Source organism: Streptomyces radicis (assembly GCF_003626575.1).
GTDB classification, from domain to species: Bacteria; Actinomycetota; Actinomycetes; order Streptomycetales; family Streptomycetaceae; genus Streptomyces; species Streptomyces radicis.
Genome location: NZ_RBDY01000027.1, coordinates 41373 through 62834 on the forward strand (window position 1 = coordinate 41373; position 21462 = coordinate 62834).

The following is a 21462-nucleotide window of genomic DNA, read 5'->3' on the forward strand; positions in this document are numbered from 1 at the left end:
CAGCTCCCTGGTCAGATTCGGGTCGACGCCGGGTCGGCGTCGGGTCGGGTCCGGGCGTCGAGCCGGGTGTCGAGTGGGGCGTCGGGCCTGGTGTGGGTCCCGGCGTCGAGTTGGGCGTCGATGAACGCGAACAGCTCGTCGTCCGAGGCGGGTTGGGGAACGGCGGGCGGCGCGGCGGGCGGGGCGCTCTCCGCGTGCGGTTGGAGAGCGCTCTCCCCAGTTGGGTGGAGAGCGCTCTCCCTTGTGCCCGCGCGGTCGAGGGCCTCGGACAGGATGGCGAGCGCCCGCTCGCGGTCGAGCGTGGGAAGGGCCGCGTCGAGGGCGTCGCGCAGGGCCCGTTCGGGATCGGGGGCCAGCTCGCCCGCCAGGTGCGCGGCGAGCAGGGTGACGGTCGGGTGGTTGAAGACGAGCGAGGCGGGCAGCCGCAGCCCCGTGGCCTCGCCGATCCGGTTGCGCAGCTCCACGGAGGTGAGCGAGTCGAGCCCGAGATCGCTGAACGGCCGTTCGGGGTCGATCGCCTCGGGCGAGGCGTGGCCGAGCGCGAGCGCCACCTGGTCCCTGACGAACGCGAGCACGCTCGCCGCGTCCTCGAAACGGGGGGTGGGCGCGGGGCTCGCGGTGGTCCCCGGCGCGGTCCTCCGGCCCGGCGCGGGCGCCAACGAGCGGAGCACATCGGGCAGTTGGTCGCCCAGGTCGCGCAGCGCCGCCGGGTCGAACCGGCTGGCGACCATGACGGGGTCGGCGTCGGGGCGGAGCGCCGCGTCGAACAGGTCGAGGCCGTCCCGCTCGCCCAGCGGGGCCACGGCGGCGAGCCGCCGCCGGTCGGCCGCCTTGAGGTGCGCGGTCATGCCGGTGGGGAGCGACCACAGGCCCCAGGCGATCGAGACGGCGGGCAGCCCTCGGGCGCGGCGGTCGCGGGCGAGCGCGTCCAGGGCGGCGTTGGCCGCGGCGTAGGCGGCCTGGCCCCGGTTGCCGAGCACCCCGGCGACCGACGAGAACAGCACGAACGCGCGCAGCGGCTGGTCGGCGGTCAGCTCGTCGAGCAGCGCGGCGGCGTCGGCCTTGGGCCGCAGCGCCGCGTCGAGGCGTTCGGGCGTCAACGCGCCCACGGTGCCGTCCTCGAGCGCCCCGGCCGCGTGCACCACGGCCGAGAGGCGCCGCCCGGCGAGCAGCTGGGAGAGCGCTTCCCGGTCGGCGGCGTCGCACGCCGCGACGGTCACCGAGGCGCCCGCCTCCCGAAGGCGCCGCGCCAGCGCGTCCGCGCCGGGCGCCGCGGGGCCCCGGCGTGAGGTGAGCACCAGCTCGGTGACGCCGTGCCGTTCGACGAGGTGGGTGGCGACCAGGGCGCCGAGGCCGCCGGTGCCCCCGGTGATCAGCACGGCGCCGTCGCCGAGGCCGGGCGGCGGGGCCTCGCCCACCGTGCCGGGGACCACCCGGGGCACCAGCACCCGCCCGTCCCGCACCCTGAACTGGTCGGCGCGGACGGTGGCGGCGAGCCGTTCGGGCGCGTCGGCCAGGCCGAAACGGCCGGGGTGCTCCGCGATGGCCGAGCGGACCAGGCCCCACACCGGGGCCCCCGCGGGCGTGTCGGGGTCGGCGATGAACACCAGTCGGGAGCCGGGTGAGCGCTCTCCCGTCGCCCACTGCCGCACCGTCGCCGCCACCCGGTGGAGCGTCGCCAGGGCGGGCGCGTCGGGGCAGCGGACCAGCACCACCGGGGGAGCGCTCTCCGGGAGTTCGGCGCCGCAGTCGACCACCGCGTAGGGGCTGCCCTGGGGCTCGGTCGCGGGGCGCGCCTCGACCCAGTCGACGCGGTGCAGCCCGGGGACGTTCCTGGCGGCCGCGGGCCTGAGGGTGACCTCATCGATCCCGCCGACCGGCTCGCCCCGCCCGTCCCACACGGTGACCCGGCCGTCGCCCACCCGCACCCGCAGCCGTTCGGCCCCCGGGCGGGTGACGCGCAGCCCGGAGAACGCGAACGGCAGCAGCAGCCCGCGCCCGTCCCCGTCCGGTGCGCCGTCCATGAGCAGCGGGTGCAGCGCCGCGTCCATCAGCGCCGGGTGCAGCACGAACTCGCCCGCGCCGCCCGCAGGTCGCGCCACCTCGGCCCAGAGCTCGCCTTCGGCCCGCCAGGCCGAGGTCAGCCCGCGGAACGCCGGGCCGTAGGCGTAGCCGCGCGCGGCGAGCCGGTCGTAGGCGTCGGCGATGTCCACCGGGGTCGCGCCCCGCGGGGGCCAGTGGGTCAGCCGGTCCTGGGGCGGTGGCGCCTCGTCGGCCAGGGTGCCGCTGGCGTGCCGGATCCAGGGCGCGTCGTCGCCGACCCGCGCGTGGATGGACAACTCCGTTCCGTTGATGGCGACTTGGAGGGTGATGGCGCCGTTCTCCGGCAGGTCGAGCGGGGCGTGCAGCGTCAGGCTCTCCACCCCGGGGGCGCCCGCCTCGGCGGCGGCGCGCAGTGCCATCTCGGCGAACGCGGTGCCCGGCAGCAGCACCCGCCCCTCGACCGCGTGGTCGGCCAGCCAGGGCGTGCGGGAGCGCGAGACCCGCCCGGTGAGCAGCACCCCGTCGCCCTCGGCGACGGGCACCACACGGTCGAGCAGCGGGTGGCCGCCGCGCTCGGCCGGGTGCAGCCAGTAGCGGCCGCGGTCGAACGCGTAGGTGGGCAGGTCGAGTTGGCGGTGGACCCGGCCGAGCACGCGCGGCCAGGCGACGGGCGCGCCGCGCACCCAGGCGTTGCCGAGCGCGGTCATGAGCTGGTGGCGCCCGCCCGCGCCGCGCCGCAGCGTGCCCACGGCCGCGCCGCCGAGCCCGGCGTCGGCGATGATCCCGGCGACCGCGCCGGTGAGGATCGGATGCGGGCTGACCTCGACGAAGAGCGGGTCCGCCGTTCCGGAGAACGCGCGGATCGCGGCGTCGAAGCGGACGGGCTCGGCGAGGTTGCGGTACCAGTACCCGGCGTCGAGCCGCGAGCCCTCGATCAGCGCGCCCTCGAGCGACGAGCTGATCGCCGTCCCGGTGTCCCTGGGCGCGAGTTGACCGATGCCCGAGAGCAACTCCTCGCGCACCGCGGTCACATGGGGCGTGTGGGCGGCATAGGCGACGGGGGTGCGCCGCAGCTGCACCCGGTCCCCGCACGCCGCGGCGAACGCGTCGATGGCCGCCAACTCCCCCGCGACGACGGTGCCGATGGGGCCGTTGTCCACCGCCACCCAGAGCCGGTCGCGCCACGGGGCGAGCCGCTCGGCCACCTCGGCGGCGGGCAGCCCCACGGCCAGCACGCCCCCGGTGCCGTCGAGCGCCCCGACGACCCGGGCGCGCAGCGCGCTGATCCTGGCGGCCTCGGCCAGCGGCAGCGCCCCGGCGACCGCGGCCCCCGCGATCTCGCCCTGGGAGTGGCCGACCACGGCGGCGGGTTCCACGCCCGCCGCCCGCCAGCGCCCGGCGAGCGCGTACATGAGCGCGAACAGCACCGGCTGGACCACATCCGTGCGCTCCAGCGAGGGAGCGCTCTCCAAGCCGGTGAGCACGTCTAGGACCGACCAGCCGGTGTGCGGGCGCAGCGCCTCCGCGCAGCGCCGCAGATCGGCGGCGAACTCCTCGTCCTCCTCCAGGAGTTCGGCGGCCATCCCCACCCACTGGGCGCCCTGCCCCGGGAACACGAACACCGGGTGCGCCTCGCGCGGCGCCACGCCCGTGACCAGCGCGGGGTGCGGCGCGCCCTCGGAGAGCGCGTTCAGCGCGGCGACCAGCTCGCCCCGGTCCTCGGCCACCACCACGGCGCGGTGGGCGAACGCCGTGCGCCGCGCCAGCAGCGGGGCCGCCGCCGCCGCGTCGGGCGAGTCCGCGACCGCGCGCAGCCCGGCCGCCCGCGCGCGGAGCGCCGCCTCGGAGCGGGCGGCGAGAACCCACACCAACGGGCCGTTCGGCGCCGGGAGTTCACCCGTGGCGGCCTCCGCGCGCGGGGCCCCGTCAAGCGGCGCCTCCGCGCGCGGTGCCCCGTCGCGCGGTGCCTCCTCAAGGACGAGGTGGGCGTTGGTGCCGCTGATCCCGAAGCTGGAGACGGCGGCCCGCCTGGGGCGTTCCCCCGACGGCCAGGGCCGCTCCCTGGTCAGCAGCCGCACCGCGCCCTCGTCCCAGTGGACGCGCTCGCTCGGCCGCTCGGCGTGCAGGGTCATCGGCAGCAGCCCGTGCCGCAGGGCGAGCACCATCTTGATGACCCCGGCGACCCCGGCGGCCGCCTGGGTGTGGCCGAGGTTGGACTTCACCGAGCCGAGCCAGGCCGGGGTGGACCGCCCCTGGCCGTAGGTGGCGAGCAGCGCGTGCGCCTCGACGGGGTCGCCGAGCGCGGTGCCGGTGCCGTGTGCCTCGACGGCGTCCACGTCGGCGGGGGCCAGGCCCGCGTCGGCGAGCGCCGCGCGGATGACCCGTTGCTGCGCCTGCCCGTTGGGCGCGGACAGGCCGTTGCTGGCGCCGTCGGAGTTGACGGCGGCGCCGCGGATGACGGCGAGCACGGGGTGCCCGTTGCGGCGCGCGTCGGAGAGGCGTTCGAGCAGGAGCACTCCTGCGCCCTCGGCGAACGCGGTGCCGTCGGCCGCCGCGGAGAACGCCTTGGCGCGGCCGTCGGGGGCGAGGCCGTTCTGGCGGCTGAACTCGACGAGGTTGCCCGGGTTGGCCATCACCGTCACCCCGCCCGCCAGCGCGAGCGCGCACTCGCCGCGCCGCAGCGACGCGGTGGCCAGCTGCACGGCGACCAGCGAGGAGGAGCAGGCGGTGTCCAGGGTGAGCGCGGGCCCCGTCAGGCCCAGGGTGTAGGCGATGCGGCCCGAGGCGACGCTCAGCGCGGTGCCGGTGAGCAGGTGCCCGTCGGCGACCCCGGTCGGCTGGTGCAGCCGGGGGCCGTAGTCGGTGGCCATCGCGCCGACGAACACGCCGGTCGGCGAGCCCGCGAGCGCCGTCGGGTCGATCCCGGCGCGCTCGATCGCCTCCCAGCAGACCTCGAGCATCAGGCGCTGCTGCGGGTCCATCGCCAGCGCCTCGCGTGGGCTCAGCCCGAAGAACTCGGCGTCGAACGCGTCGGCCTCGTGCAGGAACCCTCCCCGCCGGGTGGCGCAGGCGCCCGCGTGCAGCGCGTCCAGGTCCCAGCCCCGGTTCGTCGGCAACTCCGTGGCGGCGTCCCGGCCTTCGGCCAGCAGCGCCCACAGCTCCTCGGGCGAGGTCACCCCGCCCGGGAGGCGGCAGCCCATCGCGACGACCGCGATCGCCTCGCCCCCGAGCCCGGCGGGATCCCCGGCCCGGCCCCCGGGCGCGGGCGTCAACTCGGAGACGGTCGCGGGCCGTTCGCCGTCGCCGCCGTCGCCGTCGATGAGCAGCGCGCGCACATGTTCGGCGACCCGCTGGGGCGTGGGGAAGTCGTAGAGCAGGCTCGAAGGGAGCCGTAGGCCGGTCAACGACTGGAGCAGGCCCCGGAGTTCGACGGTTCCGGCGGAGTCGAGGCCGAGGTCCTTGAACGTTCGCAGCGGGTCGACCGCGCCCGCCTCGCCATGGCCGAGCACTGTGGCGGCCGCCCCCGTCACCAGCGCGCGCAGCGCCCGGGGCGAGGCGTCGACCCGGGCCGCCGCCGCCTCGGGCGCGGCGGCGCGCGGGGCCTCGCCCGGCCAGTGGCGTTCGCGCTGGAACGGATAGGTCGGCAGGTCGGTGAGCGCCGCGCCCGCCACCTCGGGCCAGGCGACCGGCGCGCCCGCGACCAGGGCCTCGGCCGTGGCGCGCAGCAGCCGTCGGGGCCCGCCGTCGCCGCGCCGCAGCGTGCCGAGGGCGACGGCCTCGGCGCCCGCCTCCTCGGCGGTCTCCTCGATCGCGGCGGTCAGCACGGGGTGCGGGCTCACCTCGATGAAACGGCTCGCCCCCCGTTCGATGGCGGCGCGGGTGGCGTCGGCGAACCGCACCGGGTGGCGCAGGTTGTCGCACCAGTAGGCGGCGTCCAGGGCGGCGGTGTCGATCGGGGCGCCGGTCAGCGTGGAGACGAAGGTGGCCGGGGTGGAGACCGGCGTGATGGGCGCGAGGAGCGTCAGCAGCTCCTCGCGGACGGCGTCGACCGCGGGGGAGTGCGAGGCGTAGCCGACGGGGAGCGGCTTGGCGCGGTGCCCGGCGGCGGTCAGTCGCTCGCCCAGGGCGGCCAGGGCCGCGCGGGGGCCCGAAAGGACCGTGGAGCGTGGGCCGTTGTCGGCGGCGACGCTCACCTCGGGGGCGTCGGCGAGGAGTTGGGCGACCGCCTCGGGAGGCGCGCCCACCGACAGCATGCCGCCGCCCGTCAACGCGCGCAGGGCGCGGCTGCGCAACGCCACGACCCGCGCCGCGTCCGAGAGGCTGAGCGCGCCCACCACGGTCGCGGCGGCGATCTCGCCCTGCGAGTGGCCGATGACGGTCGTCGGCTCGACGCCGCGCGAGCGCCACAGCTCGGCAAGGGCCACCATCACCGCCCACAGCGCGGGTTGCACCACGTCGACGCGGTCGAGGCCCGGCGCGCCCGGCGCGCCGCGCAGCACGTCGAGCGGCGCGTGGTCCACGAACGGCTCGAGCGCGCGGGCGCACTCGACCAGCCGATCCGCCACCTCCCGTGGCCCGTCGAGGAGTTGGGCGGCCATCCCGACCCACTGGGCGCCCTGCCCAGGGAAGACCAGGACGTCGCCGCCGGGAAGCGCCCTGCCGACGGCGACCGTTTCGTCGGGGCGGCCCTCGGCCAGCGCGTCGAGCGCGGCCCGGTGGCCGCCGACGTGGCCGCCGTCGACACGGTCCCCGTCGTGGCCGCCGAGGACGACGGCGCGGTGCTCGAACAGCGTGCGGCTGCGCAGCAGCGAGTGCGCCACGTCGGCGAGCGGCACCGAGGGGTGCGCGGCCAGATTCCCGGAGAGCGCTCTCCCCGTGGCGCGCAACGCCGTCGCCGAGCGGGCCGAGAGCACCAACGGCGGTGCGCCGACGGGCGGTTCGGCGCCGCGCGGCTCGGCGGGCGGCGCCTCGGCGACGATCAGGTGGCAGTTGGTGCCGCCCACCCCGAACGAGCTGACGCCCGCCACGCGCCGACCCGCGCCCGGCCACTCCGTGCGCGTGCGCACCACGTCGAGGCCCAGGCGGTCGAGGGGGATCTCGGGGGGCGGCGCGGCGAAGTTGAGGCTGGCGGGCAGCTCCCGGTGGCTGAGCCCGAGCACCACCTTGAGCAGCCCCGCGATCCCCGCGGCGCCCTCGAGGTGGCCGATGTTCGTCTTCACCGAGCCGACCAACAGCGGTGCGCCGCCCGGCCGTTCGGCGGCCATCGCGGCGCCGAGCGCGTGGGCCTCGACGGGGTCGCCGACCCGGGTGCCCGTGCCGTGCAGCTCGACATACGACACCTCGCCCGGGGTGACGCCCGCGTCGGCGTGCGCCAGCCGGATGACCTCCTCCTGCGCGGGCCCGTGCGGAACGGTCAACCCGTCGCCGCCGCCGTCGTTGTTGACCGCGCCGCCCAGGATCACGGCGTGCACCCGGTCGCCTTCGGCGAGCGCGGCGGACAGCGGCTTGAGCACCACCAGGGCGCCGCCCTCGCCGCGCGCGTAGCCGTTGGCCCTGCTGTCGAACGTGTGGCACCGGCCGTCGGGGGACAGGGCGCCGAAGGCGGCGAGGGCCGCGCTCGACCTGGCGTCGGGGATGAGGTTGACGCCGCCCGCGAGCGCCACGCGCGCGGCGCCCGAGCGCAGGCTCGCGCACGCCGCGTGCACCGCGACGAGCGACGACGACTGCCCGGTGTCGAGGGTGAGGCTCGGGCCCCGCCAACCCAGGTGGTACGACACGCGGTTGGCGATCAGGCCGCGCTGGGTGCCCGCGAACGTGTGCGGGCCCGGGCGCTCGTGCAGGCGCTCCCAGTCGCCCGCGATGGCCCCGACGAAGACGCCGGACGGCGTGCCGCGCAGCGCGGTCGGCGCCGTGCGCGCGTGCTCGAGCGCCTCCCAGGCCAGCTCGAGGACGAGCCGCGCCTGCGGGTCCATCGCCGCCGCCTCGCGCGGCGAGACGCCGAAGAACGCGGCGTCGAAGCGGTCGATCGCGGGGAGGAAGCCACCCCGGCGGTACGCGGCGTCCACCGCCTCGGGGCGCCGGTCCTCCGGCATGGCGCCCATCGCGTCCTGGCCCGCGCTCAGCAGCCGCCAGAAGGCCGATGGGCTCTCGCCCCCGGGCAGCCTGCACGCGAGGCCGACCACGGCGATCGGCTCGCCTGCCGTGTTTTTCGCACCCCTGGAAGACATGCAATCACCCGCCGTCACGCGCATTCGGATAGGACTGGTCGAGGCTCGGTAAGAAGCTCGGGAGGACATGGAGAGACAGAGTTCCGCGGGGGGCGTGAAAGGAGAGTGCGGGGGAATCCCCGCCGCGCCCCGGCCGGTCGGTTCCGGCCGAACGAATACCGATCCTGGGTCCGCGCCAAGAGGAACGTCAAGAAGATCAAAGGGCCTTCGCGGTGGCAGGTAATCGTGCGCAAGAAGCTGCCAACGTCCGCCCCCGTGCGGCCAGCGCCCGCCATCCAAGGCCCTGAGCTGCGGCTTTGTCGCGCCGCCCGGCGCGTGATGGGCGTGTGGGGAGTCCGTGAGGAATATGGGGGTCGCCTACCCATGCGGCCCCCACCACCCGCTTGGGACAGTTCTCCGTGAGTGGGCCGGGGTGTCTCTCCCCGCGGCGCCCGGCGTCAAGTCCGTGCCTCGGCCCGGATTTCCGGCTGCGGTGGTCAGGGCGAGCTTCGAGGCGAGCAGAGGTTGTTGCGATGGTGAACACAAAAGTGCGGGAGACGGCCTTTCCCGGCCCTGCGCACGGAAACATCGAAGGAAACGCGGACGGGAACGCGGACGGGAACGCGGACAAGAACGTTGACAGGGACGTTGACGGGAATCCCGCCGACGCGAATCCCGCCGACGGCAATCTCACGGTCGGCGGAATATCGGCGCGCCTGCTCGCGGCCCGGGTCGGGAGCACGCCGTTCTTCGCCTACGACCGCGAACGGATCACCCGGCGGGTGGCCGACGTGCGCGCCGCGCTGCCCAGGGACGTCGAGCTGAGCTACGCCGTCAAGGCCAACCCCATGCCCGCCGTCCTGCACCACATGGCCGCGCTCGTGGACGGCTTCGACGTCGCCTCGGGCGGCGAGCTGCGCCACGCCCTCGACACGCAGGTCCCGCCCGAGCGGGTGAGCTTCGCCGGGCCGGGCAAGACCACGGCCGAGCTGACCCAGGCGGTGGCCGCTGGCGTCACCGTCGAGCTGGAGTCACGCAACGAGCTGGCGCGGGTGCGCGAGGTGGCCGAACGGCTCGGCCTGCGCGCCCGGGTGGCGCTGCGGGTGAACCCCGACTTCACCGTCAAGGGCGCCGGGATGCGCCTTGGCGGCGGCGCCCAGCAGTTCGGCGTCGACGCCGAACGCGTTCCCGAGGTGCTGGCCGAACTGACCGCCGCCGGGCTCGACTTCCTCGGCTTCCATGTCTTCGCGGGCTCCCAGAACCTCCGCGCCGACAGCGTGTGCGAGGCCCAACGCCGTACCGTGGAGCTGGCGTTGCGGCTGGCCGACGCGGCGCCCGGGCCGTTGCGCTATCTCAACCTCGGTGGCGGCTTCGGCATCCCCTACGCGCCGCGGGACCGGCCGCTCGACCTGGCCGAGGTGGGCGAGAACCTGGCCGAGCTGATGGCCACCCGCGTCAGGCCCCGACTCCCCGGCGCCCGCGTGGTGATCGAGCTCGGCCGCTACCTGGTCGGCGAGGCGGGCGTGTATGTGACCCGCGTGATCGACCGCAAGGAGTCGCGCGGCACCACGTTCCTCGTGGTGGACGGCGGCCTGCACCACCAGCTCGCGGCCTCGGGCAACTTCGGCCAGGTGATCCGCCGCAACTACCCGCTCGCGGTCGCCGACCGCGCCGCCGCCGACCCCGGGGCGGCCCCCGAGACCGTGACGGTCGTCGGCTGCCTGTGCACGCCGCTCGACCTGCTCGGCGACCGGGTGGACCTGCCAAGGGCGGAGATCGGCGACCTCATCGCGATCTTCCAGGCCGGCGCGTACGGCCTGACGGCCAGCCCGACCGCGTTCCTCGGCCATCCGGCGCCGGTCGAGGTGCTCGTCTGACGGCCACGACCACCCATGGCGGGGCGTCCTCAGGGGGCGCCCCGCCCGCGACCCCAGGGGGAAGCAGTGCGGACTCTCGACCTCATCACCGACCAGGGCCTCGACGCCGAACACGGCTTCAACGCCGACCAGGGCTTCAACGCCGACCAGGGCTTCAACGCCGGACAGCGCCCCGCGGCGGGCGCCGGGTACCGCGCGCCCGCGCCCGTCCCGCCGGGCGACCTCGCCGCCGCCCCGTGCTTCCGCGTGCTCGGGCTGATGCAGGTGCACGGCAGGGAGCAGGTGCTGGTGACGGCGCGCCGCCAGCAAGTGGTGCTCGCCCTACTGCTGTTGAACGCGGGCCGACTGGTGTCGCTCGACGGCATGGTGGACGCCCTGTGGGGCGCGGGCCCGCCCGCGACGGCCCGCGCCCAGGTGCAGACGGCCGTCTCCGCCCTGCGGCGGCTGCTCGACCGGGCGGGCCTCGGCGAACGCATCCGCACGCGCGGCGTCGGCTATGTCATCGAGGTGGACCGCCACGAGCTCGACCTGACCGTCTTCGAGGACCTGGTGGGCCGTGGCAGGGCCGCCCTGGCCGCCGGGGCGCCCCACCTCGCGAGGCGCGCGCTGCGCGAGGCGCTCGCGCTGTGGCGGGGCGAGCCGATGGCGGGCGTCGACAGCCCGGTGCTGCGCGACCACGCGGTGCGCGCCGCCGAGCGGCGGATCGAGGCGGTCGAGGACTGCGCCGAGGCCGAGCTGCGCCTCGGCCTGCACCGCGAGGTGGCCGTCGACCTCGCCGCGCTGGTCGCCGAACACCCCCTGCGCGAACGGTTCGTGGGCCAGCTCATGACCGCGCTCCACCGCGGTGGCCGCCGGGTCGAGGCGTTGGCCGCCTACCGTTCGCTGCGCTCCACGCTGGTGGCCGAGCTCGGCCTCGAACCCGGGCCCGAGCTGCGCCGCCTCCACCAGGACATCCTGACCGGAAGGGCCGACCCGGGCCCGCGCGAGCCCGTTCCGCCACCACCGGGCGGCGCGAGACCCGTGCCGCGCATGCTGCCCGCGCGCACGGCGCCCTTCACCGGGCGCGCCGACGTGCTCGCCGCGCTGCGGGCGCGGCTCCTCGCCGACCCGGGCTCGGGCGCCGCCGGGGTCGCGGTGATCACGGGGCGTGGCGGCGTCGGCAAGTCGGCGCTGGCCCTGGAGGCCGCGCACGCCCTGGCGCCCGAGTTCCCCGACGGGCAGCTCTACGCCGGGCTCGCCGACCGCGCGGGCCGAGGAGGCCGCGCGGGCCGCGCCGCTGACACCGCTGACGTGCTCGAGGGCTTTCTGCGGGCGCTGGGGTTCGCGGCCGCCGAGATCCCCGCCGACCTGGAGGGGCGCGCGGCGCTCTACCGCAGCGCGCTCGCCGGGCGCCGGGTGCTCACCGTGATCGAGGACGCCGCCGACGAGGCGCAGATCAGGCCGCTGGTGCCGGGCGCCTCGCACGGCCGCCTGATCGTGACGACCCGCGCGAGGACCGCGGCCCCGCCAGGGGCCGCCCGCTACGAGCTCGACGTGCTCGACACCCGGGGCGCCCTCGAGCTGCTCTCCGCCCTGCTCGGCCCCGAACGGGTCCGCGCCGAGCCCCGCGAGGCCCGCGAACTGGCCGCGCTGTGCGGGGGGTTGCAGCTCGCGCTGGCCGGGGCCGCGGCGCGCCTCGCCGCGCGCCCGCACTGGACGTTGGCCGACCTGGTGGCGGGCCTGCGCGACGAGCGGACCCGGCTCGACCACCTCGGCCATCACGGCATCGACGTGCGGGCGAGCCTGCGCCGCGGCTACGCGTCCCTGCCGCCCGCGGCCCGGCGGCTGTTCGGCAGGCTGGGGCTGTTGGAGACCGGCACGTGCGCCGCCTGGCTCGCCGCCCCGCTGCTCGACGACGAACCCCGCACCGCGGCCGAGGCGTTGGAGACCCTGGTCGACGCGCGCCTGGTGGACGTCGTGGGCGGCACGGGCGCCGCCGCCCGTTACCGCGTCCACCCGCTGGCCCGCCTCCTGGCCCGCGAGCTGCTGGCCGCGAAGGAGCCGCCGGAGGAGCGAAAGGGCGCGCTGCGCCGGGTGTTCGGGGCGTGGCTGCACCTCGCCGACGAGGCGGCGGCCCGCCGCGGCGGGCCGTGCCCGCCCCGCGGCCCCGCCGCCCGCTGGCCCCTGGCCGAGCCGGTCGTGGACGCGGTCCTGGCCGATCCACGCGACTGGTACGCGACCGAGCGAACGGCCCTGCTGGCCGCCGTCCGCCAGGCCGCCGCCGTCGGCGAGGCCGCCCACAGCTGGGCCCTCGCGGTCGCCGCCGCGGGCCCTGGCGGCGACCAGGCCCGCACGGCCGACTGGCGCGAGGCGGGCGCGTGCGCCCTGCGGGCCGCCCAGCGCGCCGGGGACCGGGCGGGCGAGGCCGCCCTGCGCCACCTGCTCGTGGCCAGGGCGGCGCGGGACGAGGCCGACCGCAGGACCGCGGCCCGGCAGGCCAGGACCCGCGGAAGACCCGAACCGCGCCGCGCGCCCGCGGGCCAACCGGCGCTGACACGAAGGGAACACACAGCTTGACTTCCTCTCCCGCCTAAGGGCGGGGGGTTCCAGCGGTCGCCCGCTGGGGTTCCTGTTTCATCGACGACTGCCCTGTCCGGGAGGACTCCCGTTGAGGTCTTACACCGTCTCCACAGGCTGCTGCCGCCAGCCCGGCGGCCAGGATGGTGCGTGCCGCGTTCACGTCACGGTCGTGCACCGCGCCGCACTCGCACGTCCACGTCCGGACGTTCAGCGGCAGTTTCCCGCGGACCGTGCCGCAGGCCCCGCACAGCCTGGAGCTGGGGAACCATCGGTCGATCACCACGAGGTCGCGCCCGTACCAGGCGCACTTGTACTCCAGCATGGAGCGGAGTTCCGTCCAGGCCGCGTCCGAGATGGCGCGCGCGAGACGCCCGTTCTTGAGCAGGTTGCGGACGGCGAGGTCCTCGATCACGACCGTTTGGTTCTCACGGACGAGCCGAGTGGTGAGTTTGTGGAGGAAGTCTCTGCGCCGGTCGGCGATCCGGGCGTGGACCCGGGCGACCTTACGGCGGGCCTTCTCGCGGTTGTTCGAGCCCTTCCGCTTGCGGGACAGCTCCCGCTGCGCGCGGGCCAGGCGCGTACGGTCACGCCGCTCGTGCCGGGGGTTGGTGATCTTCTCGCCGGTGGACAGGGTCACCAGGGACGTGATGCCCGCGTCGACACCGACCGCCGCGCCCGTGGCGGGGGCCTCGGTGACGGTGTCCTCGCACAGCAGGGACACGAACCAGCGGCCCGCCGCGTCACGGGAGACGGTCACGGTGGACGGCTCCGCCCCCTGAGGCAGGGGACGCGACCAGCGGATGTCCAGGGGCCCGGACATCTTCGCCAGCGTCAACTCCCCCTCACGCCACGTGAACGCGCTGCGGGTGTACTCGGCCGACGCCCTCGACCTCTTCCGCGACTTGTAGCGGGGGTATTGGGCCCGCTTGGCGAAGAAGCTGGTGAAGGCCGTCTGGAGATGTCTCAGGGCCTGCTGGAGCGGGACGCAGGACACCTCGCCCAGGAAGGCGAGCTCCCCGGTCTTCTTCCATTCCGTCAGCGCGGCGGACGACTGCGCGTAGGAGACCCGGCGCTGCTCGCCGTACCAGGCGCGCGTGCGTTCCTCCAGCGCCTTGTTGTACACGAGACGGACGCAGCCGAACGTGCGCGACAGCTCAGCCGCCTGCTCGCTCGTGGGGTAGAAGCGGTACCTGAACGCCCGCTTGACCTGCCGCCTCACGCCTCACACCCTATCAACTCCCCTGTGACCCAAGGGTGTCGACCGGTGGCCGTAGACGCCGAATCGCCCCGACGGCGATTCGCCTTTCCCCGCCCTGCTCCGCAGGAGCTTCGTTTCCTCCCCGGCCTGAAGGCCGGAGTATCCACGAAGGAGACCAGATGACCATCGGAGTAGCGCTCCCCGCGGGGGACGTCGTCTGGCACGGGAACGCCGTCGACCAGCTCGTCGGCCAGGCCCGCCAGGCGGCCGACGCGGGCCTGACCTCGGTCTGGTTCAGCCAGCTGTTCCAGCACGACGCGATCACGCTGGCCGCGGTCGCGGGCCGCGAGGTGCCGGGGATCACCGTGGGCACCCATGTCGTCCCGCTCTACCCGCGCCACCCCCTGACGCTGGCGTCGCACGCGCAGACCGCGCAGGCGGCCACCGGCGGGCGGTTCGTCCTCGGCGTCGGCACGGGCGTGCGTGACCTGCTCGAACCCGCCTACGGCACCCCGTATCCGCCGCCGATCCGGCATCTGCGCGAGTCGTTGACCGTGCTGCGGCAGGCGCTCAACGGCGAACGTCCGCTGCTCGAAGGGCGCACCGTCACCGCGCGGCCCCCGCTGCCCACCGCCGTCGCGGGCGGCGCGGGCGCCCCGCTGCTGGTCGCGGCGATGGGCCCGCAGGCGCTTGCCGTCACCGGCGAACTGGCCGACGGCACGCTGCCGTTCCTCGCCGGGCCCCGCACGCTGGCCGAGCGGATCGTGCCGGTGCTCACCGCGGCGGCGGCCGAGGCGGCGCGGCCCGTGCCGCGGATCGTGGCGGCGGTGCCCGCCGTGGTGACCGACGACGTCGACGTGGTGCGCCAGATCGCCGCCGTCCACCTCGGCGCCTACGCCGCCGTCCCCTCCTACCGCCAGGTGCTCGCCGCCGAGGGCGCCACCCACCCCGTCGAGCTGGCCCTGATCGGCGACGAGCACACCGTGGCCACCGGCATCCGCCGCTACTTCGACGCGGGGGCGACGGAGGTGGTCCTGACCCAGACGGGCCTGCGCTCACCCCGCGAACGCGAGCGCACGTGGCACATGGCGGGCCGCCTCGCCTCCCGCACGTCGGTCGGTTAGGCGGGCTCGGGCCCCGGGGATGTCGCGAGGGTCGCGGACAGGTCGCACAGGGCGTCCCTGTTGTCCTGGAACGTCTTGGCGATCAGGCTCGCCACGTGCTTCTCCGCCGTGCGTGGCGAGATGTGCAGGCGGCGGGCGATGTCCTTGTTGCTCGGGCGGTCGGCGAGCAGCTGGAACACCTCGTACTCGCGCACCGTCACGCCCTGGGCGCGCAGGGGGAGCGGGATGCGGTCGCTGCCGTCGCGGTGCTGGCGGACCGAGGCGCCCATCTGGCGCAGCAGCGCCCGGCAGGCGCTCGCCACGGTGGGCACGGACGCCCGCTGGAAGTAGTGCTCGGCCCGGCGCAGCCAGTCCACAGGCTCGCCCCAGCCCGCCTCGTGCGCCTCCTCGCCCAGGAGCCGCAGCCCGAGGTGGAGCGCCAACGGGAGCGGCGCCGCGAGCTCCTGCGCCTCGCGGGCCGTCGCCAGCGCCTCGTCGGGGCGGCCCTCGCGGCCGAGGAGCGCGGCGTGCGCGAGGAGCACGAAGTGCCGGTTCCACCGCATCCGGCCCGCCGCGGTGTCCACGACCGCCGCGTACTGGGCGCGCCCCGCCGCCCCGCCGAGCACGTCGAGGAACAGCCCGAGCCCGTGTCGCCCCGCGAGGTGGAAGACGCTCGGGCTCTTCTCCTCCAACGCCGAGAGCGCGCCCAGCTCCTGGAGCGCCCGCGCCCTGTCCTCCTCGAGTAACGAGCAGAACACCTGGGCGAGCCCCATCGCCAGCGGCTCCTCGGGCGAGCCGCTGCCGTCCCAGCGTTCGAACTCGGCCAGCTCGCGCTCCATCGCCGCGCGGTCGGCCCGGTGCGCCGCCGCCGTCGCCTTGGCCATCAGCACATAGCGGGCCACCGAGCCGAGCCGCAGCCGGGCGGCCGTGGCCAGGCACTCGTCGCTCTGCCGCGCCCCGTCGGCCTGCCGCCCGCCCAGGACGGCGTGCAGGTAGAGGATGCCGTCGGTGATGTGGACGACCGTGATCGCGCCCACCCGCTGCGCCTCGGCCCGCACGGCCTCGAGGCCCTCGGTCGAGCCGTCGGCGAGCCAGCGGTCGCCGCCGATCCGCGACATCGCGTAGATCCGGTGGATGGGGAGGTTGTGCCGCTCGGCGATGCGCAACGCCTGCCGCGAGTAGGCGGTGGCCTCGTCGAGGTCCCGCTCCCTGGCCAGGATGCCGCGCAGCTGCCACGCCTCGCAGGCCACCGCGGGCAGGCCGTGGGCCTCGGCCGCCTCGATGGCGCGGCGGGCCAACTTCTCGGCGTACTTGGTGCGTTCGGGCCCGGGGGTGTCCACGGCCAGATACGCCTCGGTCACGTCGACGGACGCCGTGTGCGACCGTTCGGCCGCGCCGCCGAGCTGTGCGCGGGCGAGCGCGATCTGGGCGTTGCCGTCGGCCCAACGGCCCGCCAGGTGCGCGGCCTTGGCGAGCCTGGTGTGCAGGGCGGCCACCCGGGGCGCGCCGAGGCCCGAGCGGACCAGCTCGCCGGGGCGCTCGGTCAGGCTGAAGGCGCGCTCGAAGTCACCGGCCTCGGCGAGCGCGGGGATCAGGTGCTCCAACGCCTCGGCGCGCGCCGTCAGGTCGGACCCCGAGGCGAGCAGCCGCTCCGCGCGGTCGAGCAGGGTGATGGCCGAGCCCACGGCGCCGCCGGTCAGCGCCCTGCGGCCCGCGGCCGCGAACAGCCGCCCTGCCCTGGCGTCGTCGCCCGCGGCGGCGCGCAGCTCGGCGGCCAGCGGGCACCAGGACCCAGGCAGCTCGGGGTGCAGCGCCTCGATCGCGTCGGCCGCCTGCTCGGAGAGCGCGGCCCGGCTCGCGGGCGTGAGCTGCGCGAGCATCGACTCGACGGTGAGCGGGTGCCGGAACGCGTACCAGTCGGGGGCGGGTTCGTCGGGGACGACCAGCTGGGCGGCGACCCCGGCGTGCAGGTGGCTGAGCAGGCTGTGGTCGTCGATGCCGGTCATCCGCTGGAGGACCGAGAGGGAGAAACGCCGCCCCAGCACGGAGGCCGCGGACAGCAGCCGCAGCCCCTGGGGCCCGAGCCGGTCGATGCGCCGCACCGTGCCCCACAGCAGGGCGCTCGACACGTCGCTGCGCAGGTCGCCGTCGGCCCGCCAGCCGCTCTCCGACCGCACGAGCGACCCGTTGCCGATCATGCCCTGGAGCAACTCCTCGACGAGGAAGGGGTTTCCGACGCTGTCGTTCCACAGGCGTTCGAGCGCCTCGTCGGGCACCTCGTCGGCGGGGACCCGCAGGCAGTCGCCCACCATGCGCGCGACGTCGTCGCGGCTGAGCAGCGGGAGCCTGAGCAGGGTGCTGGCCCGGCGCCGCGCGGTGGCGCGCGCGAGGTCCATCGCCGGGCACTCCTCGGCCCTGACGGTGCCGAGCAGCATCACGGGCAGGCCGTCCACGTTGTCGATGAGGTACTCGAGCACGGCGAGCGTCTCGGTGTCGGCGTCGTGCAGGTCCTCCATGACGAGGAGGTTCGCGCGGTCCCTGCCGAGGGCGGTCAGCAGGCGCAGCAGCGCCTCGCCGAGGACCACCATGGAGCTGCCCTCGCGGTGGCCCTCGGCGAGGTCGGGGATGAGGCGGCCGAGCACGGGCCGGTAGGGCCCGAGGTGGGGGTCGGCCAGCACGTCGGCGACGTCGCCGCCGCGGAAGAGGGGCATCAACGCCTCGCTCAGCGGGCGCAGCGGCACCACGGGACCGATGGTGCCGCTGCGGCCTCGCAGGACGCGCATCCGCTGGTCGACGGCGATCCCCGCGGCCTCGGCCGCGAGCCTCGACTTGCCGATGCCGCCCTCGCCCACCAGGAAGACGGCGCTGCCGCGTCCCCGCCGGGTCTCGCTCAACAGGCCGCTGAGTCGCGCGACTTCGCCGTCACGACCGATGACGCGGGCGACATGGACAGGCATGGTGCTGGATCGTAGCGCCTGACCATGACAGGAACACGAAGCTTCGCGACCGCCGCGGCCTTCAGATGATGGACACGGACGTGTCGCCGCCGCCGATGCTGCCGAGGCCCGCGATGATGCCGCTGCCCAACGTCAGCCCGGCGAGGACGCGCACGCCCGCGCCGAGGCGGTTGCGGCCCGAGAGCTTGATCCGGCCCGCGGGGTCGGCGTTCTCCGCCTGTTCGGCGGCGTCGGTGGCGTCGGTGGCGGCGGTGGTGTCGGCGTCGGGCATGGTGGTCTCGTTCGACTCCGGCTGCGTCATGAGGACTTCCATTTCTGCGAGGAGGTGGGGCGGACGGGACGTGAGTGGGGGGTGGGGGAGCGGTGCGGCCCCGGCTCCAGGAGCAGCACCGAGGGAACGGTGCCGGGGAACCCGAGCCGCAGCAGGGAGTAGCCGATGCCCGACAGGCCGGTGAGCAGCCCGGGGGAGGGCAGGTGGCCCGGCGTTCCGCAGCGGTGGCCGTGTCGGCCGAGCGAGCCGAGCACGGCGGCGGCGCGCCTGGTGTACCCCGCGGCCGCGGGCTCGTGGCCCGCGGTGGCGAGCACGGCGAGCGTCTCGAGGGTGCCGAGTTCGCCGTGGCAGGGGCTGAGGTCGGCCCGTGGGGGCCGTTGTGCGACGAGGTCGGTGAGGGGGCGCGTGTGCCGTTCGGCCTCGGGCCCTTCCGCCGCGCCGCCGTCGGCGGCGGCCAGGAGCACTCCGGCGGCGCCCTCGCACCAGCCGGTGGCGGGCTCGTGGGCCGCGGTGCGCGCGAGCGCCGCGTCGAGCAGTGCCGACCCGGCCGCCCTGGCCGCGGGGTCGGGCGCGTGGCGCGCCAAGGCCCAGCCGACCCCGGCGTCGCCGTGCGCGAACCCCGGTCCTTCCAGGGCCTGTTCGGGCCCGGCGGCGGAACGGGTCAGGCGCGTGGCGAGGTCGGCGGCCAGCGCGGCGGCGCCCGGCAGGCCGTGCTCCGCGTGCACGGCACCGGCCGCGGCCAGCGCCCCCGCGAGCCCCGCGGTCACGCCGCGCGGCGCGTCGGGGGCGGTCGCGGCGAGCGTGAGCGCCTCGACGGCCGAGGGCAGCGCGCCGCGCGGGTCGTCGCCGAGCAGCGTGGCAAGGCGGGCCGTCGCGTAGCAGATGCCGCCGAGGCCGTGGAAGGCGCCGGGGCCGACGGCGCGGCCCCACTCGGGCTCGGCGGCCAGGGAGGCGATCAGCCCTGGCAGCGCGGTGAGCGCCTTGGCGGCGAGGTCGGTGTAACGGCTCGCCCCGGTCAACCGGCCGAGCTGGGCCAGGAACAGGGCCACGCCGCAGTAGCCCTGGCCGAGCCCCGCGCCCATCGGCAGCACGGTCCAGTGGAGGTCGTTGACGAGCTCGAGGCCGAGCCAGTTGGCGCGGTCGGGGCCGTGGACGGCGCGGCCCACGATCTCGTCGGCGATGCCGCAGGCCGCGGCGAGGAACCGCTCGGGCTCGGGCGCGACGGCGGGGGCCCGGGGCAGGGCGGCGGCGGCCCCGCGGTGGGGCGGGCCCGCCCCACCGCGCCCGGTGGCCAGCGTCGCGGAGATGATCCACTCCTGGCCGTGCCGGTCCACCTCGCCCATCGCGGCGATCTTCCTGCGCACCGCGGCGAGGCTGGGCTCGGCGAGCAGCCCGGGCAGGCGTGCGCCGTCCGAGGTCGTGACGTCCCTGCCCGAGGGGCGGTGGAAGAAGATCGGGATGTCGCCCGCCCACAGGTCGAGGATCTCCGCCTCGATGAGCGCCTGCCTGACCGGATCGCCCGCCGAGTCCGTCCACAGCACCGAGAACACCGCGTCCCTGGCGAGGGCGTCGCGCAGCACCTCGGGGTGGGTGGACTCGTCGAGCAGCGTGGCGTACAGCCGGGAGGCGCGCGCGATCAGGCGCCCCGGCTCGTCGTCCCCGCCGGTCAACAGGCCCCCGGGACCGATCAGTTCGTCGCGATGGGCGACGACCGCGTCGTACGCGGCGCGGAAGCCGGTGAGCAGGGCGGCCTCGAAGTCGGCGGGCGAGGCGGTCTCGCCGTCGGGCAGCGGGCGGTTCTGGCTGCCGAGGAACGGGACGCCGCCGCGCACCAGGCGCATCCGGTCGGTGCCCGCGCCGTCCCAGGTGACGCCCTCGCGCGTGCCGCCCGGGCGCCCGCCGACCGCGGAGATGTCCAACGCGCCGTGCTCGCCGATCAGTAACTGCGGCAGGACGCACGTGCGGTGGACCGAGTCGGCCAGGGCCTCGGCCGCGGGGTCGGGCCCGGTGATGGCGGCCTCGGGGATCGTCGGGTGCAGCAGCGTCTCGGCGTCGACGGGGACGGGCTGGTCGCCGCACGCGATGAGGTTCTCGAAGTGCAGGTCGGTGGCGTCCACGGCGTGCAGGAGCGCCATCAGCCCGCCCTGTCTGCGGTGGAAGCGCGCGACCTCGGCCGTCGTGCGGCACGGGCGGTGCTCGATGAACTCGAGCCAGCCGTACCCGTCGCCCGCGACCGAGAGCGGGGTGCGGGCGCCGAGCCCCGGCACCTTGTCGTCGAGCCAGGCCGTCAGCCGTTCGAGCAGCCGGTGCTGGCCGAGCGAGCGCGGCTTGGCGAGCACCGCGGCGCCGTCGGCGAACCGCAGCACCGCCGCGGACCTGCCGCGCTGGTGCGGGTCGCCGCGGCCGTGCTCGACGGTCGTGAGCGCGCCGGGGTCGCGCCCGCCGAGCAGCTCGGCGACGATCGCGGCGCGGTCGGCGGTGAACCGGGTCAGCAGCTCGGCCGTGGCCGCGACGGCGCCGAGGCACGTCTGCGCGAGCAGCCGGGCGAGCACGGGGTAGCGGGCGAACAGGGTGGTCAGGCCGCGCCGGGTCCCGAGCCGCGCCACGAAGTCGTCGAACCGCTCGCGCGGCCCCTCGCCGCTCAGCCGCCCCGCGGCGCGTGACCTGTCGAGCTCGAGGACCAGCGTGCGCGCGGCCTGTTCGGCGAGCCGGACGGCCAGCCACGCGCCGGTCTCGGCGCACACCGCGGCCAAGTCCACGGCGGAGGGCGGCAGATGGGCGGCGCGGTCGGCCAGGTCGCGCTCGGCCGCGTCGCTCAGCGGGCGTAGCACCGGCGCGAACACCCGTGCGTCATCGGGCCGTTCGGCGGGCTGGAACCGTTCGGGACTCTCGGTCCTTTCGTGTCGTTCGAACTGCTCGGGTGCGAGGGCGCGTTCGACGAACGCCGCCCACGGTGGGCGGGGCGCGCGCCCGCCGAGGCGTTCGGGCGGCTCGGCGCGCAGCGCCGCGACGGTGGCATCGGCGAGCCCGAGGCGGGCGAGGCGGGCGGCGAACCCGCCGCTGCTCAGGGCCGCCAGGTCATCGTGCCCGGCGGGCGCGACGACCCCGGGCGGCGGGTCGGGCGCGGCCAGGCGCTCCCCCAGGGTGAGCCCGGGGGCCCACCACCAGGGGGCCAGGGCCGCGTCCTGCGGCCGGTCGGGGACGGCGAGTCGGGTCACGCGGAAAAGCCTGGCAGAGGCGGGGCTTTC

8 protein-coding genes are annotated in these 21462 nt (G+C 76.4%); 3 read left to right on the forward strand and 5 right to left on the reverse strand.

What is annotated here, in order from left to right:
• Nucleotides 1–11 precede the first annotated feature (11 nt).
• A complete protein-coding gene (locus D7318_RS25705) occupies nucleotides 12–8270 on the reverse strand; it encodes a type I polyketide synthase (RefSeq protein WP_183091605.1) in 8259 nt (2752 codons plus the stop codon).
• Nucleotides 8271–8782: 512 nt separating this feature from the next.
• Between D7318_RS25705 and D7318_RS25710 the strand changes: the two genes are divergently transcribed.
• Both D7318_RS25710 and D7318_RS25715 read left to right on the forward strand, forming a co-directional pair.
• The gene (locus D7318_RS25710) at nucleotides 8783–10126 is read left to right on the forward strand and encodes a pyridoxal-dependent decarboxylase, exosortase A system-associated (protein WP_120699597.1); all 1344 of its coding nucleotides are present in this window, start codon (nucleotides 8783–8785) and stop codon (nucleotides 10124–10126) included.
• Nucleotides 10127–10192: 66 nt separating this feature from the next.
• Complete coding sequence (locus D7318_RS25715) at nucleotides 10193–12682, forward strand: AfsR/SARP family transcriptional regulator (RefSeq protein ID WP_183091606.1); 2490 nt, start codon at nucleotides 10193–10195, stop codon at nucleotides 12680–12682.
• 13 nt (nucleotides 12683–12695) lie between these two features.
• Here the strand turns inward: D7318_RS25715 and D7318_RS25720 are convergent, their stop codons facing one another.
• Nucleotides 12696–13904, reverse strand: coding sequence for an RNA-guided endonuclease InsQ/TnpB family protein (locus tag D7318_RS25720; protein ID WP_120699599.1), 1209 nt, complete (start codon nucleotides 13902–13904; stop codon nucleotides 12696–12698).
• Nucleotides 13905–14062: 158 nt separating this feature from the next.
• Here D7318_RS25720 and D7318_RS25725 point away from each other — a divergent pair, with 158 nt between their 5' ends.
• Nucleotides 14063–15007: a TIGR03564 family F420-dependent LLM class oxidoreductase gene (locus D7318_RS25725; protein WP_120699600.1), complete on the forward strand. Its 945-nt coding sequence runs from the start codon at nucleotides 14063–14065 to the stop codon at nucleotides 15005–15007.
• Here the strand turns inward: D7318_RS25725 and D7318_RS25730 are convergent.
• The 3 genes from D7318_RS25730 to D7318_RS25740 form a co-directional block, all read right to left on the reverse strand.
• Entirely contained in the window at nucleotides 15004–17943 is a 2940-nt protein-coding gene (locus D7318_RS25730) for an ATP-binding protein (RefSeq protein ID WP_120699601.1), read from the reverse strand. The genes D7318_RS25725 and D7318_RS25730 overlap by 4 nt on opposite strands.
• 61 nt (nucleotides 17944–18004) lie before the next feature.
• Nucleotides 18005–18244 carry a hypothetical protein gene (locus D7318_RS25735; RefSeq protein ID WP_120699602.1) on the reverse strand — a complete coding sequence of 80 codons (240 nt, stop codon included), beginning with the start codon at nucleotides 18242–18244 and terminating at the stop codon, nucleotides 18005–18007.
• The gene (locus D7318_RS25740; RefSeq protein WP_220729808.1) at nucleotides 18241–21432 is read right to left on the reverse strand and encodes a type 2 lanthipeptide synthetase LanM family protein; all 3192 of its coding nucleotides are present in this window, start codon (nucleotides 21430–21432) and stop codon (nucleotides 18241–18243) included. The genes D7318_RS25735 and D7318_RS25740 overlap by 4 nt, the downstream gene beginning before the upstream one ends.
• Nucleotides 21433–21462 lie beyond the last annotated feature (30 nt).

Excerpts from the sequence above, each read along its gene's own strand:
- D7318_RS25730 (WP_120699601.1), bottom strand. The coding sequence starts at position 17,943 with ATGCCTGTCCATGTCGCCCGCGTCATCGGTCGTGACGGCGAAGTCGCG.
- D7318_RS25735 (WP_120699602.1), bottom strand. The coding sequence starts at position 18,244 with ATGACGCAGCCGGAGTCGAACGAGACCACCATGCCCGACGCCGACACC.
- D7318_RS25705 (WP_183091605.1), bottom strand. The coding sequence starts at position 8,270 with ATGTCTTCCAGGGGTGCGAAAAACACGGCAGGCGAGCCGATCGCCGTG.
- D7318_RS25725 (WP_120699600.1), top strand. The coding sequence starts at position 14,063 with ATGACCATCGGAGTAGCGCTCCCCGCGGGGGACGTCGTCTGGCACGGG.
- D7318_RS25710 (WP_120699597.1), top strand. The coding sequence starts at position 8,783 with ATGGTGAACACAAAAGTGCGGGAGACGGCCTTTCCCGGCCCTGCGCAC.